The organism is Agarivorans sp. MS3-6 (assembly GCF_054112545.1).
This window is the reverse complement of sequence record NZ_CM134202.1, coordinates 3,790,413-3,808,812: the sequence shown is the minus strand read 5'-3', so window position 1 is coordinate 3,808,812 and position 18,400 is coordinate 3,790,413. Positions and strand designations below refer to the sequence as shown.

Genomic DNA, 18,400 nt, shown 5'->3' with positions numbered 1-18,400 from the left:
ATAAAATACACATCAACGCCAGATGCTACACTCGAATTGAAAAAACAACAAATATAAAGTTGCAAAACATCGGGTCAAATAACCGATTATGCTCAAGCAATTAACAGTTTTTTTTGTTATTTCACTAAGTTAAGCTAACCTCTAACAACCATTAGCATTTATCATTAAATGATAGACTAAATATAAAATATGCCTTTTCTTGTAATACAAATACGCATTGGTAAAAAATTTACATCATTTGGTTAAATTTTGTATTAATCACTAAATATTACTGTAATTATTTAGTGATTTTTTTACATTTGTAACTTAGCAACACATGATCTGGATCAAGTGGTACCACTAAAGGGCTATTATAATCGCTAGTGAAAGTTAATTACTAAACCACTAAAGCGGCTATTAATAGTCTTCAAGATTCAGTTTTTGATAGTCAGTAACGGTTTACTAATTAGTTTTAGTTTAAATGAGGAGAACAGGATGCCTGTAGGTAATATAGATGAGTTAAACGCAATGGTTGCTCGAGTGAAGGCAGCGCAAGCTGAATTCGCAACATTCGACCAAGCACAAGTGGATAAAATTTTCCGCGCAGCGTCACTCGCAGCTTCTACAGCACGTATTGAACTAGCCCGCATGGCCGCTGAAGAGTCAGGCATGGGTATCATGGAAGACAAAGTGATTAAAAACCACTTCGCTTCTGAGTTCATTTACAACAAATATAAAGACGAACCAACTTGTGGTGTTATTGACCGCAACGACGAAGGCGGTACTATTACTATCGCTGAGCCAGTTGGTATCGTTTGTGCAATCGTACCAACCACTAACCCAACCTCTACTGCAATTTTCAAAGCGTTAATCAGCTTGAAAACGCGTAACGGTTGTATTTTCTCGCCACACCCACGCGCTAAAAACTCTACTAACTTCGCCGCGAAGCTAGTACTAGACGCAGCGATTAAAGCTGGCGCGCCTAAAGACATCATTGGTTGGATTGATACTCCTTCTGTTGAATTGTCTAATGCATTAATGAAGCACGAAGACATTTCTCTTATCCTTGCAACTGGTGGTCCAGGCATGGTTAAAGCTGCTTACTCATCAGGTAAGCCTGCGATTGGTGTTGGTGCTGGTAACACGCCTGTAGTGATTGACGAAACAGCTGACGTTAAACGTGCGGTTTCTTCTATCTTAATGTCTAAGACTTTTGATAACGGCGTAATTTGTGCTTCTGAGCAAGCTGCAATTATCGTTGAATCAAAGTACGACGAAGTAATGGCGCGTTTCGCTAAATACGGCGCAGCGGTACTAAGCAAGTCTGACGCTGATAAAGTACGTAAAGTATTGCTTATCAATGGCGCACTTAACGCTAAAATCGTTGGCCAACCAGCATACAAAATTGCTGAGCTAGCGGGTGTTACTGTACCTAAATCAACTAAGATCCTTATCGGTGAAGGCCTAGAAGCATCTTACGATGATGAGTTCGCTCATGAGAAACTATCTCCTACGCTAGGTGTGTTCAAAGCGAAAGACTTTGAAGACGCAGTTCGCCAAGCAGGTATCGTGTTAGACATCGGCGGTGTTGGTCATACTTCAGTGCTTTACACTGACCAAGACGCAAATGCAGATCGTATTGCTTACTTCGGTGACAAAATGAAGACTGCACGTATTCTTATTAATACGCCTTCTTCACACGGTGGTATTGGTGACCTTTACAACTTCGAACTAGCACCTTCATTAACGCTAGGTTGTGGTTCATGGGGTGGTAACGCGATTTCTGAAAACGTGGGGCCAAAACACTTAATCAACAAGAAAATTGTTGCTAAGCGAGCTGAGAATATGTTGTGGCACAAACTTCCTAAATCAATTTACTTCCGTCGTGGTTCATTACCAATCGCTATGGATGACCTAGATGGCAAGAAACGCGCACTTATCGTGACTGACCGTTTCTTATTCAACAATGGTTACATTGACGACCTACGCGCTATCCTTAAAGATAAAGGCATGGAAGTTGAGATTTTCCACGAAGTAGAAGCTGATCCTACGCTAACTATCGTTAAGAAAGGTGCTGATGCATGTCACAGCTACCAGCCTGACGTTATTCTCGCGGTTGGTGGTGGTTCACCTATGGACGCTGCGAAAATCATGTGGGTAATGTACGAGCACCCAGAAACTGATTTCGAAGACCTGTCAATGCGCTTTATGGACATCCGTAAACGTATTTACAAGTTCCCTAAAATGGGTTCTAAAGCTGAGTTAGTATGTATTACTACTACTTCTGGTACGGGTTCTGAAGTGACACCGTTCGCTGTTGTAACTGACGATGCTACTGGCCAAAAATACCCATTAGCTGATTACGAACTAACACCTAACATGGCGGTTGTTGACGCTAACCTAGTAATGGATATGCCTAAGTCACTATGTGCCTTTGGTGGTTACGATGCGGTTACTCACGCTATGGAAGCTTATGTTTCTGTACTCGCTAACGAATACTCAGACGGTCAGGCTCTTCAAGCGCTTAAAATGCTTAAAGAATACCTACCAAGCTCTTACAAAAATGGTAAAGCTGACCCAGTTGCTCGTGAGAAAGTTCACAATGCTGCCACTATCGCTGGTATCGCGTTTGCTAACTCTTTCCTAGGTGTGTGTCACTCTATGGCGCACAAATTGGGTGCAGAGTTCCACGTACCACACGGTTTAGCTAACGCATTATTGCTAACTAACGTAATTCGTTACAACGCAACGAATACACCAACTAAACAAACTGCGTTTTCTCAGTACGACCGTCCGAAAGCACGTGCTCGTTACGCTGAAGTTGCTGAGCACTTAGGTTTCCGTGAAGGTAACACTGAAGACAAGCTAAACGCATTGCTAACTTGGTTAGACGAACTTAAAGTTGAAATTGATATTCCACTATCAATTCAAGCGGCTGGTGTACCAGAAGCTGAGTTCTTAGCTAAAGTTGATGAATTAGCGGTTGACGCGTTTGATGACCAATGTACTGGCGCAAACCCACGTTACCCATTAATCAGCGAGTTGAAGCAAGTTCTTATCGATTCATACTACGGTCGCCCGTATGTTGAAGCCGAAGAACGTGAAGCAGCTGAAGCTAAAAAAGCACCTGCTAAAAAAGCGACTAAAGCTAAAGCTTAATCGCTAGCTAAGCGCTAAAACATAAGGCTCCGTTTACGGGGCCTTTTTTTTATTTTCAATTTAGCGCTAAGCTTTGTCATACTATGGCGGCTATAATTAGTTGAAGATGTGTTGAGGGTAAATGTTATGCGGTATACAAAAGCTATTGCGCTTTCGGCTTTGTTGTTTAGCGGTACCAGTTTGGCGGAGGTGTTACCCTTTGAGGCAGAGTATCGTGCAGACTTTAAGGGAATACCTATTGCTAAAGGTTATCGTCAGTTAATCGATTTAGGCAATGATACCTTTCAAATTAAGAGCATCGGCACCGCCCTCGCTGGGGGGTTAAAGTACGATGATACCTCTCGTTTCACCTACCACGAGGGGGATGTGCAAACCAAAGGTTTTGTGCTTAAACAGAGTAGCTTATTCTCTACGACTCACGCCACTGGGCACCCTGACCGAAAAGGCGGCTTAATTGTTGAGATAGATGGTAAACGCCATCATTTTGAGGCTCCTGAAGACGTGCATCAATTAATGGATGCCGCCGGATTCTCTATTCAATTACAAAACGACTTAAAAAATGGTTCTACCGATATGGATTACCATTACAATGTGATTGATGAAGTGGATAACTACCGCTTTACCGTGGTAGGTGAAGAAACGGTAGACACTATCTTAGGGAGTTTCTACGCCTTAAAAGTGGAGCAAAAGAAACGCGAAGGGCGGAGTACTTGGTTATGGCTTGCCCCTGAGCTTGATTACCACTTAGTCAAAGCTGAAATCATTCGTAATGGCAAAAGCTGGGCAACCTTAGAAGCCACCCGCATCGATATCAAAGGCCCTGTAGAACCGGCTATTCCAGCCAATCAAACCGCTAAAGCTTTTTGAACCTAGCGACGTTCGTCCGCTTATAGCAACTCGCATGTATGGCCAAGTATGTACTTGGCCTACTCTGCCACAACAATGCGACTACTATCTTGCTGCTCTTGGCTTTGCTGCCAAAATTGTTCTGCTTGCTGATGGATCCAAGTACTAAACTGCTGAATTTTGTCCCGTTTGAAATAGGGCTCTGGCGCGACCAAGTAATAGCCATATCGCGGCCTTACCTCTACATCACCCAACTTAACCAACATGCCTTGCTGTATATACTTCCACGCTAAGCTGTGCCGTACTAAAGCGATGCCTTGCACTGCCAGCGCGCCCTCAATCACCACATGAGCACCTTGATAAAGTAAGTTGGCCTTAGCCACACTAGAATCAAACCCAGCGAGCTCTAGCCAGTACTGCCAATTCATATCAGGTCTCGCATCATCAATCACGGTATGTTTACGCAAGTCGTTTAGCGATTCAACCGGATGCTGCTGTAGATAAAGGGGATGACACACCGGATAGAGATGATCATCCATCAGCTTAACAGAGCGCAAACCTTGATAATCGCCCAGGCCATAACGTACACATAAGTCAACTTTGTCTTGGCTAAAATCAATCAATGCGTTTTTTGGCATCAACATTACCGATAAATCGGGAAACTGTTGGCTAAAATCACCTAAGCGCGGCACCAGCCAATGTTGAGCAAATGATGGCAGCACCGACAACGATAAGCGACTTGGGTCAGGGTCTTGGCTTATTTGTCTTACCCCGTCCTGCAAGCTAAGGAAGGCTTGTTTTGCATAGTGGTACAAGGTGGTACCTTCGGCCGTGAGCACGACCTTGCGATGTTGCCGTTCAAATAAGCGCACATCTAAACGGTCTTCGAGCTGGCGGATCTGTTGACTCATCGCGGCAGCAGTAACATACAGTTTAGCGGCAGCCGCTTTAAAGCTGCCCATTTCCGCGGCTAAATAAAAATAATATAAGCCTTGTAGCGGAGGCAAACGATCCTTCACTTAAGTATTCCTTAACCGTAAGTCAATTTTAGTCGTTTGTCAGCTTAGCCTAAAATCGCGTAACTTTTAACCGTCAACCGATAAAAGGAGTTAAGTTATGAGAACACTAAACCACTACAACACCAAGCTCACGTCCGCTCACTTAAGTTTAATCAGGCTAAACTTAAGTCGCTATATCAAAAGCTTAAACGCCATGCTGCTACGTAGAAAAACCCGCAAGCATCTCGCGTCACTCCCTGACTATTTGCTTAAAGACATTGGCATTAATCGCAATGATGCGCTGCACGAAGCGAGTAAGCCTTTTTGGAAAGTTTAATGTGGAATGCTTGAGGTTGATAAAAATGTAATGCTTTGTTTTATCAACCTAACTCTACTTTAGTCGCGGCTATACAGCCCGCTGAAGCCCTTTAAACTGCCTTCTAATATGTTTTTTTCATTTATTTTCCGCTAGAATCACCGCACTAGATCACCGTTTGGGTGATCTCCCCTTTGCTACCGCACCAATGGATTTGATGTTTTACGTCTATGGATCAAGTACAGTTTCACAAAGTACCGCCTAATTGCGGTATAAACTTAAGCATTACCACCCGCTTTAAAAAGGCTGCCGATTTCAAGGGTTACTGGATAGGCGTAGACAAAAAGAGCTACATTATTTGCCGTCTTAATGGTGGTGATCAAAGCTCGGGAATAAACATTATCAGCGAAGGCTGTGAAGTGAACGCTCGCTTTCATTGGGACGGCAAATTGATTGCTTTCCGTTCTGAAATTGTGACACTGATTAACGAGCCCGCTCGGTGGATGATTTTACAATACCCCCTCAATGTAATGAGCATGCCGCTGCGTAAGTTTGACCGTTATGAATGCTATCAACCGGCTACCTTACACTTGGATTCTAAACATGTCATTCGGGGGGTTCTAAAGGATATTTCTGAGCGCGGTTGCAAATTTGTCCCAACGGCAGCGCACAAATTTAATATCAATGTGCTTAAAGATAAAAATCTTCAGCTACAAACCCGTTTTCCTAAACGTGAAGAACCGGTACTGTTAACTTGTCAGATTAAAAACACCCCTAATGAACGGGATGAATTTGCTTTAGGCTGCCAGTTTATTCAAGACTATCAAGTTGTCTCTGAACAAATTGAATACCAATTGGTTGATAAGGCTTTTGAGAAAAAACAGGCGAGCGCTTGAAACAAACCCGCTCAACGATCCTGATTACCGGCTGTAGCAGTGGCATCGGTTTATACTGCGCTCAGCAACTGCACGCTCGCGGTTACCAAGTAATTGCGTCCTGCAGAAAGGCTGCCGACGTAGAGCGCTTGAAGCGCTTGGGCTTAAGCTGTGTACAGATCGATTTAGCCCAGCAATCGTCTATCGAATCAGGTTGGAATCAAGCCTTACAGCTAACAGGGGGAAAAATAGACCAGCTGTTCAACAATGGCGCCTATGGCCAACCAGGCGCGCTTGAAGATCTACCAACAGATGCCTTACGCCAACAATTTGAAAGCAATTTTTTTGGCTGGCACCATCTCAGCCGCTTAGCCATTGCCCATATGCTAGAACAACAAGCTGGACGCATCATTCAAAACAGCTCTGTATTGGGTTTGGTCGCCATGAAATATCGTGGAGCATATAACGCCAGCAAGTTTGCCATAGAGGGCTATACCGACACCTTGCGGTTAGAGCTGGCTGATACCCCTGTTAAAGTCTGTTTAATTGAACCAGGGCCTATTACTAGTTTGTTTAGGAAAAACGCCAAAGCGGCCTTTGAACAACATATTGATAGTGATAATACGCGTCATCAACTTGCCTACCAACTGACCATAGACCGTCTTGAGCAAGAAGGACCTAGCAGCCAATTTACCTTACCACCCAGCGCTGTTTTTAAGGCGCTTATTCATGCCCTTGAAGCGCCTAAGCCAAAGGCCCGCTATTATGTCACCTTCCCTACCCACTTATTTGCCATCTTACGACGTATTTTGCCAGTAGCTTTACTCGATATAATTTTAAGAAAAAGCTAAACCCGATATCGGCGGCTAACATACGGTCAAAACGCTTCTTATCGTTTACCGGCACACTGGCGTAGTAGTGACATCCTTAACGATAAAACCCAATGCAGCGATGGATAGAAGTAAATGACGTGCTAAAGTAAGCGTACTTTTACCTTAGCGGATCAGCTATGAAACCTTGGATCAGCCGTTTAAGCTCACTTTTATTAATTCTATCTAGCAGTAACTTACAAGCAGAACCTTCTTTGTGGCTCGCTGAGCAAGGTCAAAAAAAGCTGTATTTATTTGGCTCAATTCATCTAGGCACTGAAGATTTCTATCCTCTTCCGGCCACTTTTATCGATGCCTTTAAGCAAAGCCAACGACTGATTATCGAAACCGACGTCACCAATATTAGTCTACAAGATCAGCAAGCATTAAAGGCCCATAGCCAACAGCCTGAACAGCGATCCCTTAGCCAAGACTTAAGCCCTAAATATCAACAGTTATTAGCTAAGCGCAGCCAACAATTGGGTATATCGGCGGCCATGTTTGACAATATGCAGGCCTGGTACGTGGCGATAATTATTAGCCAACTGCAAATGCAAAGCTTAGATTTTGAACCTCAACTTGGCTTAGACTTACATTTTATAGAACGGGCTGAAGCAAGCAAAACGCCGATAGTAGAGCTAGAAAGTTTTCAACAACAAATAGACGCGCTGAGCAGTCTAGCTTCAATACAAGTGCCTTTATTGGAGCAAACACTGGACGATTTTGAGCAAGTGCCAGCCCTATTTAAACAACTCGTCAACCATTGGAACAATGGCGATAACCAACAGCTATTTGCCTTACTCAGCGATGACCCCATGTTTCAGCATGATGCCGACATGGTGTTAGATAAGATTTTATTTGCGCGCAACCGCGCTTGGATGAAGCAACTTACCCAATTTGAAGCCACCAGTTTTGTGGTGGTAGGAGCCATGCACCTTTACGGTGAACAAGGCCTGCTAAGCTCCTTAACGCAACAAGGTTATTTAATACGTGAAGTTGATCCGATGACAAATTGACCAACATCAATTTGATTATTTATTGAGTAAATTATGCTAATTCTACCCCGCGATATGGAGTATTAGCTATGGATCTATGGCTCGACTTATTATTTGGCAACAGCATTGGTTTAATGTCTATTACAGTGATTGCAATTACGATTGGCTTGATGGGTTTTTATACGTATTACTTCTTGAAAAAAATTCGTCAAAGCGAGCCCCCACAAAAATAAGCAAACGCAGCGGTTGCACCGCTGGCTGCTCTCATCTATAAAGAAGGAACTTCGTTGTTTAGGAGTTTCTTTATGTCTAATGAATTTGATCTGTTTCAGCAAGAAGTCGCTGGAATTAAACCTTTAAAGCAAGATGCGGTAAGCACTAGCGCGAGCAGCTTAAACGAAGCGGCGAAACAGGCTCGTCAGCAGGCGGCTCAGCAAGCTGCAGCCACAAGCCAAGACTATTTGTCACTGGAGAATGTGGTCTTATTGCACCCAGATGATGTGGTTGATTTTAAAAAATCTGGTTTGCAGTACGGAGTGCATAAAAAACTCAGGCTGGGAAAATACGAAATCCAAGCCAAACTAGATCTGCATAAATTTCGTTTAGAACAAGCGCGCAACGAAATAGTTAGCTTTATTCAGCAGTGTCAGCAACTCAATATTCGTAGTGCCTTAATCATTACCGGTAAAGGTCACAACAGCCAACCACCCGCTTTACTCAAAAGCTATGTAAGCCAGTGGCTACCGCAAATTGATGCGGTATTAGCTATTCATAGCGCGCAAGCAATGCACGGCGGAACCGGTGCGATTTACGTGCTGCTTAAGAAAAGCGAACAGCAAAAGCTTGATAATCGCGAGCGTCATGCAAGACGCCTCGCCCAATAAGAATTTTCGATTAAGTATTCGAACAAGGATCTAGCATGACTAAGCAAAGCGCTTACCAACAACTTAGCGACCACTTTCAGCACCTGTCTAAGTTATCTCACTTAAATTCGATATGTGGCTGGGATCAAGCCACCATGATGCCCAACGGGGGGAATCAGGCTCGCGCTGATGCCTTAGCTGAGTTAGCGGTATTGATGCATGAAAAATCCACTCGCCCAGAAATGCAAGATTGGTTGAGCGCCGCTAAGTTAGAAGACTTGACTCCCTTACAGCAAGCCTCATTACGCGAGATGGAGCGAAGCTGGTACAACGATACCGCTTTACCTGCAGACTTGGTCAAGGCTAAATCATTGGCCACAGCCCATTGTGAACATGCATGGCGTGATCAACGTGGCGCGAACGATTGGAAGTCTTTTCAAGTGAACCTGCAAGCGGTGATGCAACTCGCCATTGAAGAAGCGCAGATTAGAGCAGATAAAACCGGCCTTAAACCCTACGATGCTATGCTCGATTTGTATGAACCTGGCATGCAAATGCATCGCCTAGATAAGGTCTTTGGCGAACTGCAAGCTTGGCTCCCTCAACTGATACAAAAAGTAGTTGATAAGCAGGCTTCTTGGCCTACTTTACAGCTTAACGGGCCTTTCCCTACCGAGCAGCAAAAGCAGCTTGGTATGGCGATAATGGAAAAACTGCAATTTGATTTTAACCACGGTCGTTTAGATGTCAGTGCACATCCGTTCTGCGGTGGCGTACCCAGTGATGTTCGCATTACTACCCGTTATGAAGAGGAAGATTTCACGCGTTCACTGATGGGCATAGTGCATGAAACGGGTCACGCCCGTTATGAGCAAAATTTACCCCTAGATTATATCAACTTACCGCTTGGCCAAGCCCGTTCTATGGGGATCCATGAAAGCCAAAGCTTGTTCTTTGAAATGCAGTTGGGGCGCAGCCAAGCCTTTGTAGAACAATTACTTCCGCTGGTTAACACCCATTTATGCCAAAAACAGCCGATGCAGTTAGATGAGCTAAAACAGCACTACTTAACTGTAAAACCGGGTTATATCCGAGTAGATGCCGATGAACTGACCTACCCAGCTCACATCATGCTACGTTACGAATTAGAGCGAGATTTGATTAATCGTGATATATGCGTGGCAGATATTCCCGAGCTTTGGGATCAAAAAATGCAACAGTATTTAGGGCTATCTACCAAGGGGAATTACCAACACGGTTGTATGCAAGATGTGCACTGGCCAGCTGGGTTAATTGGTTACTTCCCTTCTTATTCACTCGGCGCTATGTATGCTGCGCAATTTCATGCAGCTCTAGTAAAGTCGCACCCCGAGACCCCGGCCGCCGTGGCAGCAGGAGACTATTCACAAGTATTTAGTTGGCTACGTCAAAATGTTTGGTCACAAGCCAGTATTCATGACACCGATGAGCTGGTCCGTCGTGCCACAGGGGAAACCTTAAATACTCGCTACTTTGAACAACATTTACATACAAGATACCTATAAGCATGACAAATTTGGTGCTTGGTTTTGGCCGCCAAGCACCGAGTTATAAGCTATCCCCCACGCATTTAACACTGCCAACGATGCACACCGCCCAATCAAGCATTTCTCTGTGACGACAATTGATTCATCAACCGAAGAAAAAAAACAGCAAAAATGTCAGCTATACTTATTGTGATTTAACTCACTGAGAATATTAAATAGCCACTTTAATGAGACGCTTAATGAGTAGATATATCTATATCTTGTTGTTCTGCATAATCTTACAGCCATTGAGCGCCATGGCTGTAGACATCGTCAGATATAATCAAGCCCATTCTGAATTAGACAAACGAGATGCTTATCCGCTGCAAGTGGTTACCGCCGCATTAGAAGCCACTCGCGCTGAATATGGCGAGTATGAAATTGTTTTTTCCCCAGTGCTGTTAAGGCGCAAAAGAGCCTTGCAAGAGCTACATGAGGGTAAGCTTATCAATATCTATTCAGCTCCTAGCTCTCAGGTATGGGAAAGAAGCATAGAGCCGATTTATTTCCCTATCTTAAAAGGCTTACTCGGTTATCGGCGCCTACTTATTCATAATGAAAACGCACACCGATTTGAACAACTAGACTCACTAGAGCAACTGAAACAGCTAAGAGCTGGGCTAGGCCTTCAGTGGACAACAACCAAAGTACTGAAAAAGCAAGACTTTACAGTGGTGACTAGCAGTTCATACGAAGGCTTATTTGGCATGTTAAATCATCAACGCTTTGATTATTTCATTCGTGGTATTAATGAGATTTATTATGAATATGAAGAAAGAGCATCTATATACCCGAATATGATCATTGAACAAACCAAAGCGCTGCATCTACCTTTACCGGTGTTTCTCTTTGTGTCACCCAGTGAACCAAGGTTACGCCAGCGTATAGAGAAGGGTCTTTGGCAACTACATAATAACGGTGAGTTTACCGCCTTATTTAATCGTTACCACGCTGATAATATACGACGTTCAGATCTTAAAAATAAAACGATATTTAAAATTGAAAATGACCAACTTAGCGCTCAGCCCATATACGACAACCAGCAACTTTGGGTAGACCCTCTCGATTACTAGCAATACTATCTAAAGCACTTAGCCTAAGGCGCGTTGTTCAGCTCAATACAGCATCACAGGCCTTGAAGTCAGCCAAGGTGTTTACCAACTGGCTAAATGTCTTTATCAGGGGTAGCGGTGATTAAACTTGAGCAGAGTATTCGTTCAAAACTCATTGGCATCTAATAGCAGCCAATCTTGTGGCTCAACTGGCGATGGTGCGTCAAGCTCTCTAATATGTGAAAAAGTCCAAACAAACATCGCGGAGAAGAAACCTTTTAAGTCGTCTACTTCACCATTTACGGCAACGAGCTTTGTAGGAGGCAGATTACCAATAACATCACCACCAAAAGCCAACAAACTTAAAGAGTCGGCATACAAATCAATAGTAAGCTCAAAAAAACGTGTATTTTCGTTAAAACCTGACGTTTCAAAATTAGTCGCGTTTGGCGACGATATTGTAGAATGGTGATTGTGCGCTGTCATAACAGACCCTATTTACATAAACCAGAGAGTTATTGAGCATCCCTGTTACATAAGTTGACCTTGAAATTTTCAGGTCGAGTCCATCAATTCGGTGCAATTATCGCACAATAAGTATGACTAATACCAGTTAAAACTGAATTTTCAAACAAAACCTCTTAAACTTCACTTTTAAGTCTAAATATTGTTCTGGTTTGGTTATTTGCCAAGCATAAGGCATAATCCTTCATCTTCAATAAAACAGAGTTATAAGCTAACTATGCATAATGCTGAAATTACCGGTTGGGGCAAATGTATGCCTACAACACGCCTAACTAACCACGATTTAAGTACTTTTCTCGACACATCTGATGAGTGGATCAGTAGCCGAACCGGAATTAAAGAGCGTTGTGTCTCACACGTTGATATCGCTGAAATGGCTGCAACAGCCGGCTTGCATGCCTTAGCGGCGGCAGGCCTTAGCGTGGATCAACTCGATGCGATTATTTTGTGTACCTGTACTCCCGGTACGTCAGTGCCCAGTAGCGCCAGCCGTGTACAACAACTGCTTAAAGCTGATAATGCCGCTGTATTTGATATGAACGCTGCATGTAGTGGCTTTGTCTACGGCATGCAAACAGCTTCTGCACTTATTCAGACCGGAGCAATGCAGCGCATCTTGTTAATTGGTGCTGAACGATTAACCCAACTACTTGATTGGACCAAACGCGATACTGCAGTATTGTTTGGTGATGGCGCAGGCGCGGTAATACTGGAAGCCAATCATGACGCTGACAAAGTAGGCTTTCTAGCGGCTAAATTAGGTTGTGATAGTGAAAAACGTGAAATTCTGTCAATTTCTGATTTCGGCACCAATCGCAAACGTTTTTCAGGGGTTGATACACTGTATAACTTCCAGTTTGAAGGCCCTGAAATCTTCAAACGAGCCGTTAAAGGTATGGGCGAAGCTGCGACTAACGTATTAGCGCAAGCCAATATCGCCAACGATGAAGTTAACTTCATCGTACCGCATCAAGCCAATTTAAGGATTATTGATGCCTTGGCTAAACGTATCAATGCCCCTTACGAAAACATTATGGTGAATATCGAAAAATACGGTAATACTTCAGCGGCGACAGTTCCGGTAGCGCTATGTGAAGCCTTAGAACAAGGCCGAATTAAACCAGGAGATAATGTTTTACTCGCTGCCTTTGGTGCAGGGTTGACTTGGGGTGCAGCAGCAATACGTTGGGGTAAACGGGTTACCCCATTACAACAATCTGATGCAAGCCTAAGCCCATGTGATAAAAGCGCGTTAGAAATTATTGCACCTGCGATTGAAGGCTGTAAACAAGCCCGTCAAGCTGAAGCTTAATAGGCCTGATGGCTTACCATTGATGCAGCCGGCTCAACCAGTGTTGAGTCAGCTGTATTTCACAACTTAAATATTGACTGCCTGCACCACTGCCACCAGCCATCATTAAGCGTTCCCAATCACATAAAGCGAGTCTAAAAGAACTGTATTCTAGTTTGGCATTATTTAGCGCATCAACCACCCCTTTAGCGCCTTCACTAATAAACTCTAACTCTGAGGCCTGTTGATTTAACACCACCAAACGTTGCCGAACGAGATGGTCTAATTGAGCAAGGCTGTTTTCCAAGCACTTATTCACTTCAGGCCGAGTTTCTCGCTGCCAACACTTACCGACAATGTCCACTTTAGGTTTATTGGCTTGGACTGTTTTTCCAGCCACTATGCCGGTGTCATTTTGGGTCGCGTACCCTGGCAAACTAAAACCAACAGAAATACTCAGCAAAAGGCTAACAGTTTTGGTATTCAATTTTCACTCCTGAGGGTTGAATTTTCAGACAAGTTACCGAGCCCATATTAATCGGTAACGACATCACTTGCTCAATATCGAGGTTTTCCACCAGTCCAATAATAGTACGAATAACCCCCGCATGAGTGACACAAACCAAGCAGGAATCTAGCGGTAAGTTTTGGCATAGCTGCCAAAACCTGCTGACACGTTGATTAAACTCATTGACCGTTTCGCCAAACTCACCAAGTCGATAATCAAGCAGATTGTCAGCCCAAGCTTGCAAGGCTTGTTGGGGCACATCATTCCAACTGCGCCCTTCCCAAGCGCCAAAATCAAGCTCTTTTAAAGCCCCATCAAATGTCACCTGGTCAACGAGTCCTTCGGCGAGTTGGCTACACCGCTTTAGAGGGCTAGACAGCACAGTAAAAGGCTTATATGGCGTCAGTTTTATCGATAAACGTTCGATGCAAGCTTGCAACTGGACGGGGTCAGCTACGACATCCAGTTGGCCATAACAGTGATTGGCTTCAATCAGCGGTGGGCTATGCCGAACCAATAATACTTTAGCCATACTTAGAGCCAAGCCAAGTTAACAGCAACAGTTATAGATAAGTAAATACCCACTTCGTTTAACTGCTGTTGAGCACCAAGCGTGTCACCGGTATATCCACCTAATTTAAGCTTAAGGTAACGAGCCCATAAAATAGTAATCACTATCGTGCTCACCAGCGCTACCAGTAAAGCATTAAGCTGAATCATCAACGCGGGCACCACCACCCATACAGAAGCCAATAATACATCTTTTATGGCAAGGTTTTGCGCCACCGCTTTGGCTTTGCTGGGCTCGCTAGGCTCTCTTATGTAATTAAGCCGCCAAACCAATAATACCGCACTAAAACGACTCAAAGTATGGGCTAAAAATACCGTAAAGAGTAAGTTAACCGCGCTGAACGACTGGCTTAAGCCTAATAGCGCAGTGAACTTAATGGCCAATATGCAACATAAGCCCAACACGCCATAGGTACCTAAACGAGAATCTTTCATGATCATCAAAATTTGCTCGGGGCTATATCCCCCACCAAAGCCATCGCAGCAATCGGCAAAGCCATCTTCATGAAATGCGCCTGTGGCCCAACAGCTAATCACCATAGACAATAAAACCGCTAAGGGCGCGCCGAAAACAGGCATTAAACCAATAATAACCAGCCCACTGAGTAAGCCTATAAACCAACCAACTAAGGGAAAATAACGCACACAATGACTTAAGCTTGTCGCACTATATTCCACCCATGCTGGTACTGGAACACGGCTAAAAAAGCTGAGCGCATTAAAAAATAAATTTAACTCTTGCTTGAGCCTACTGCTCGCTTTCACGACTGACTCCTGCTGAATCAAACGAAGCCATCTCTTTTAAGAAAGCGGTGGCCGAACATACTAAGGGATAAGCTAATACCGCCCCACTTCCTTCGCCTAAGCGTAATGATAAATCTAAGAGTGCTTTTACTTCCATGCTCTTTAACAAATCCTGATGCGCTTGCTCTGCGCTTTGATGGCAAAACACCATATATTGTTTAGCTAAGGGGTTTATTTGCGAGGCCACTAGCGCAGCCGTTGAGCAAATAAATCCGTCGACTAATATCACCATTCGCCGATGTGCCGCTTCTAAGAATGCGCCTACCATCGCTGCGATTTCAAACCCACCCACTTTAGCCAGCCATTGTAGTGAGTCAAAATCGCCCCTATGTCGCTCTAAGGCTTGTTCTAGCACACGTGTTTTATGCTGTAGACCTTGATCATCTAGACCTGTACCTCGGCCGACACACTGCGCCACATCTAGCTTTAAGCACCCCGCCATTAGGGCCGCAGCACTGGCGGTATTGGCAATACCCATCTCACCAAATGCTAATAGATTAGAGCCATCTCTAGCGGCCTGAGCCACTCGCTCTACGCCAACATCTATCGCTTGTAAGCATTGGCTTTGAGTCATCGCATCGCCATCTAAAAAGCTGTTACTGCCTGCAGCAACTTTGCAACACACAACCCCCTCTTCAGAGATTAATTGAGCGACACCAACATCAACAATTTCAAAGGCCAAATTATGCTGGCGACAAAATACATTTACCGCTGCCCCGCCAGACACAAAGTTTTCCACCATTTGCGCAGTAACCGCTTGTGGAAAGGCGCTCACCCCCTCCATTGCGATGCCATGGTCAGCCGCAAATACAATCATCTTAGGTTTACGAATCTCTGGCTCTAAAGTCGCTTGAATTTGGCCAATTTGGCAAGCGAGTGCTTCTAGTTGCCCTAAAGCCCCTTGAGGCTTAGTTTTACTATCAATTTTATTGTTAAGGGCCTCAGCCAAACCTGAATCTAACGGTTCGATAATAAATTTATGATGCAAAATCAACTTCCTAGCGACAAAAATATGATGCCACTAGCTTAGCCTGTTTGCTTGGCATAATTAACATAAATATCCTGTTACAAACGTTGAGCTTTCCTATACTGAATAATAGAGCATTCATCGGGTAAGATTGGAGAGTATAAATGAGTAGTAATGCCGAACTGTTCATTTTGGATGACGATAACGAACTTGATGTTGATGAACCAGAGTTAGAGCCATGGAAAGTCCTCATCGTAGATGATGACAGTGAGATGCATACCGTGACTAAATTGGTTCTAAACAATTTTTCTTATCAACAACGTAAACTCAGTTTTATAGATGCCTATAACGCCGCAGAAGCCTTTGAATTGCTCAGCAATCACGCTGATGTGGCAATTGCTTTGGTAGATGTGGTAATGGAGAGCGATGACGCAGGCTTACTGCTTATAGATGATATTCGTCAACGACTAAACAACCATCAAATTCGCCTTATTTTACGCACCGGACAACCCGGCTTAGCCCCTATTCGCGAAGTAATTCGCCGTTATGATGTCAGTGACTATAAAAACAAAACTGAGTTAAGTGATGTCAATTTAGATACCTTAATGTGTGCTTCACTGCGTGCCTATCAAGAGATCTCCGAATTACATTCACAACACAACAAGCTACGCGCGGTGATTAACTCCTCTCATCAAATGGCAACGGGTGAAAATGAACAAATACTGGCTCACACCACCCTACATGAACTGCGTAAACTAGCCGCCGAGACCGGCACCAAGCCAGCGCTAATTCATGGCCTTGCGATCAGTTCATATAGAGACCGCTTATGCGTATTAGATAGCATTGGTAAACTCGATTATCTAAAAGATACCCGTCACTTAAAAGAGTTACCCAATCGTCTTCAGGCGCTAATAAGCCAAGCTCAACAAAGCCAGCAGCATAGTTACGGCGACACTAACGCGCTGTTTTTTTTAGCCAACCCTCAAAGTGAGCCTTTACTGTTTTACATTGAAGGTTGGCCACACACCACTCCGCCGCAGTTTGAGCCTTTAGAGTATTATTTACAAAATACCTCGGTACGCTTAGAAAACCGTCACTTACAGAAACAACTCGCCTATGGTCAGTTACAGCTGGTCGAGATGCTTTATCAAAGTATGATGCAAGCTAAACAACGGCCTTGTGATGAACAGCTGGCAATGCAAAGCTTGTGCGAACAACTGGCGCCATGTCTAGCATTAACGGCAGAGCAAATCATCGACTTAAAGGCCTCAGCGTGGTTCTATGACTTAGCAAATGTTGGCTTACCCGATCTACTGCTCAATTGTAATATTCTGAATAGAGATATATGGCAACGCATCGAAGAACACTGCGGGCTACCAGAAAAATTGCAAGATCCTCATGTTCAGCGTGCCATTGATGCGAGCGTCATCATTGCCAATCAATGCCGTGAGCATTGGGATGGCAGTGGCAAACCGCTTGGTTTAGCAGGAGAGCGCATCCATCCCTATGCGCGCATCACGGGTTTAGCAGCATTTGCTCTGCAGCACCAGCAGCCAGCAGAGCTGGCCGAAAAACTGAAACAGGCTTCTGCGGTTAAATTTGACCCTAAATTAGTTCTGTTTGCTTTACAGGTCCTCGGCATTTAGCGCGTTAAATCAAGCAATGTGTAAACTGTAACCAATTTTCAGCTGTGTTATTGCTTGCTTCTTGTTACACTTCGCCCTTAGTCAAATTTGAGGTCTTCCGGTGTTACTTTGCCCCTGCGGCAGCGGTAGTGATTATCATCAGTGCTGCCAGCCTTATATTAGTGGATTATCCACGCCAGCTAGCTGTGAGCAGCTTATGCGCTCTCGTTATACGGCCTTCACTCTTAGTGATGCAAATTATCTTTGGCAGACTCATCACCCCGATTTTCGTCAAGGAACAATGCCAACCGCATTTAACCAAGATGACGTCAATCAGTGGGAGAAGCTACAAATTATACTTAGCTGTGACTTTAGCAACGCGCTAGGCGGAATAGTGGAATTTAAAGCCTATTACCGCGAAAATGGACAGCTACAAATATTGCACGAGCGCTCTAATTTTATCAAAGCGGATAATTGTTGGTTTTATACCGATGGTGAATTTTCGCCAAAGCCTTTGGCCCGCAATTCCTCTTGCCCTTGTGGCAGTGGGAAAAAGCTAAAACAGTGCTGTAACAAATCCTAACTTTAAAACT

19 protein-coding genes are annotated in these 18,400 nt (G+C 44.0%); 13 read left to right on the top strand and 6 right to left on the bottom strand.

The features are described 5' to 3' along the window. The first annotated feature begins 474 nt into the window (after positions 1–474). On the top strand, positions 475–3,138 hold the full coding sequence (gene adhE / locus ACVFI8_RS17600) for a bifunctional acetaldehyde-CoA/alcohol dehydrogenase (RefSeq protein WP_457872112.1): 2,664 nt from the start codon (positions 475–477) through the stop codon (positions 3,136–3,138). Positions 3,139–3,264: 126 nt separating this feature from the next. Next, positions 3,265–4,005: a DUF3108 domain-containing protein gene (locus ACVFI8_RS17595; RefSeq protein ID WP_248712292.1), complete on the top strand. Its 741-nt coding sequence runs from the start codon at positions 3,265–3,267 to the stop codon at positions 4,003–4,005. Positions 4,006–4,064: 59 nt separating this feature from the next. On the opposite strand, the gene ACVFI8_RS17590 is transcribed toward ACVFI8_RS17595, so the two are convergent. Then, positions 4,065–5,003 (bottom strand): LysR substrate-binding domain-containing protein, encoded by a 939-nt coding sequence (locus tag ACVFI8_RS17590; RefSeq protein ID WP_457872111.1) that lies wholly within the window; start codon positions 5,001–5,003, stop codon positions 4,065–4,067. A gap of 97 nt (positions 5,004–5,100) precedes the next feature. Between ACVFI8_RS17590 and ACVFI8_RS17585 the strand changes: the two genes are divergently transcribed. From ACVFI8_RS17585 to ACVFI8_RS17550, 8 genes are all read left to right on the top strand, one after another. Next, the gene (locus tag ACVFI8_RS17585; protein WP_457872110.1) at positions 5,101–5,319 is read left to right on the top strand and encodes a DUF1127 domain-containing protein; all 219 of its coding nucleotides are present in this window, start codon (positions 5,101–5,103) and stop codon (positions 5,317–5,319) included. 209 nt (positions 5,320–5,528) lie between these two features. After that, entirely contained in the window at positions 5,529–6,194 is a 666-nt protein-coding gene (locus ACVFI8_RS17580) for a PilZ domain-containing protein (RefSeq protein ID WP_248712295.1), read from the top strand. After that, entirely contained in the window at positions 6,191–7,024 is an 834-nt protein-coding gene (locus tag ACVFI8_RS17575) for an SDR family oxidoreductase (protein ID WP_457872109.1), read from the top strand. Before ACVFI8_RS17580 ends, ACVFI8_RS17575 begins: the two co-directional genes overlap by 4 nt. A gap of 158 nt (positions 7,025–7,182) precedes the next feature. Then, positions 7,183–8,058, top strand: coding sequence for a TraB/GumN family protein (locus tag ACVFI8_RS17570; RefSeq protein ID WP_457872108.1), 876 nt, complete (start codon positions 7,183–7,185; stop codon positions 8,056–8,058). A gap of 68 nt (positions 8,059–8,126) precedes the next feature. Continuing rightward, positions 8,127–8,270: a DUF3149 domain-containing protein gene (locus ACVFI8_RS17565; RefSeq protein ID WP_248712298.1), complete on the top strand. Its 144-nt coding sequence runs from the start codon at positions 8,127–8,129 to the stop codon at positions 8,268–8,270. Between the two features lie 72 nt (positions 8,271–8,342). Beyond that, entirely contained in the window at positions 8,343–8,921 is a 579-nt protein-coding gene (smrA, locus tag ACVFI8_RS17560; RefSeq protein ID WP_248712299.1) for a DNA endonuclease SmrA, read from the top strand. Positions 8,922–8,956: 35 nt separating this feature from the next. Beyond that, positions 8,957–10,444, top strand: coding sequence for a carboxypeptidase M32 (locus ACVFI8_RS17555; protein WP_248712300.1), 1,488 nt, complete (start codon positions 8,957–8,959; stop codon positions 10,442–10,444). Between the two features lie 221 nt (positions 10,445–10,665). Further along, complete coding sequence (locus ACVFI8_RS17550) at positions 10,666–11,538, top strand: type 2 periplasmic-binding domain-containing protein (protein ID WP_248712301.1); 873 nt, start codon at positions 10,666–10,668, stop codon at positions 11,536–11,538. Between the two features lie 144 nt (positions 11,539–11,682). On the opposite strand, the gene ACVFI8_RS17545 is transcribed toward ACVFI8_RS17550, so the two are convergent. Further along, on the bottom strand, positions 11,683–12,003 hold the full coding sequence (locus tag ACVFI8_RS17545) for a hypothetical protein (RefSeq protein WP_248712302.1): 321 nt from the start codon (positions 12,001–12,003) through the stop codon (positions 11,683–11,685). 256 nt (positions 12,004–12,259) lie between these two features. On the opposite strand from ACVFI8_RS17545, the gene ACVFI8_RS17540 reads away from it, so the two are divergent. Further along, the gene (locus ACVFI8_RS17540) at positions 12,260–13,354 is read left to right on the top strand and encodes a ketoacyl-ACP synthase III (RefSeq protein WP_248712303.1); all 1,095 of its coding nucleotides are present in this window, start codon (positions 12,260–12,262) and stop codon (positions 13,352–13,354) included. Positions 13,355–13,367: 13 nt separating this feature from the next. Here the strand turns inward: ACVFI8_RS17540 and ACVFI8_RS17535 are convergent, their stop codons facing one another. From ACVFI8_RS17535 to cobT, 4 genes are read right to left on the bottom strand one after another with little or no spacing between them, the layout of a single operon-like run. Next, positions 13,368–13,820 carry a lysozyme inhibitor LprI family protein gene (locus ACVFI8_RS17535; RefSeq protein ID WP_457872107.1) on the bottom strand — a complete coding sequence of 151 codons (453 nt, stop codon included), beginning with the start codon at positions 13,818–13,820 and terminating at the stop codon, positions 13,368–13,370. Then, on the bottom strand, positions 13,801–14,373 hold the full coding sequence (locus ACVFI8_RS17530; protein WP_457872106.1) for a histidine phosphatase family protein: 573 nt from the start codon (positions 14,371–14,373) through the stop codon (positions 13,801–13,803). Before ACVFI8_RS17530 ends, ACVFI8_RS17535 begins: the two co-directional genes overlap by 20 nt. A 2-nt stretch (positions 14,374–14,375) precedes the next feature. Continuing rightward, on the bottom strand, positions 14,376–15,176 hold the full coding sequence (locus ACVFI8_RS17525; RefSeq protein ID WP_457872105.1) for an adenosylcobinamide-GDP ribazoletransferase: 801 nt from the start codon (positions 15,174–15,176) through the stop codon (positions 14,376–14,378). Then, positions 15,160–16,203 (bottom strand): nicotinate-nucleotide--dimethylbenzimidazole phosphoribosyltransferase, encoded by a 1,044-nt coding sequence (cobT, locus tag ACVFI8_RS17520; protein WP_457872104.1) that lies wholly within the window; start codon positions 16,201–16,203, stop codon positions 15,160–15,162. The genes ACVFI8_RS17525 and cobT overlap by 17 nt, the downstream gene beginning before the upstream one ends. Before the next feature lie 143 nt (positions 16,204–16,346). Between cobT and ACVFI8_RS17515 the strand changes: the two genes are divergently transcribed. Both ACVFI8_RS17515 and ACVFI8_RS17510 read left to right on the top strand, forming a co-directional pair. Further along, on the top strand, positions 16,347–17,828 hold the full coding sequence (locus ACVFI8_RS17515; protein ID WP_457872103.1) for a DUF3369 domain-containing protein: 1,482 nt from the start codon (positions 16,347–16,349) through the stop codon (positions 17,826–17,828). A 100-nt stretch (positions 17,829–17,928) separates the two neighbouring features. After that, entirely contained in the window at positions 17,929–18,390 is a 462-nt protein-coding gene (locus ACVFI8_RS17510) for a YchJ family protein (RefSeq protein WP_248712309.1), read from the top strand. The last annotated feature ends 10 nt before the right edge of the window (positions 18,391–18,400 follow it).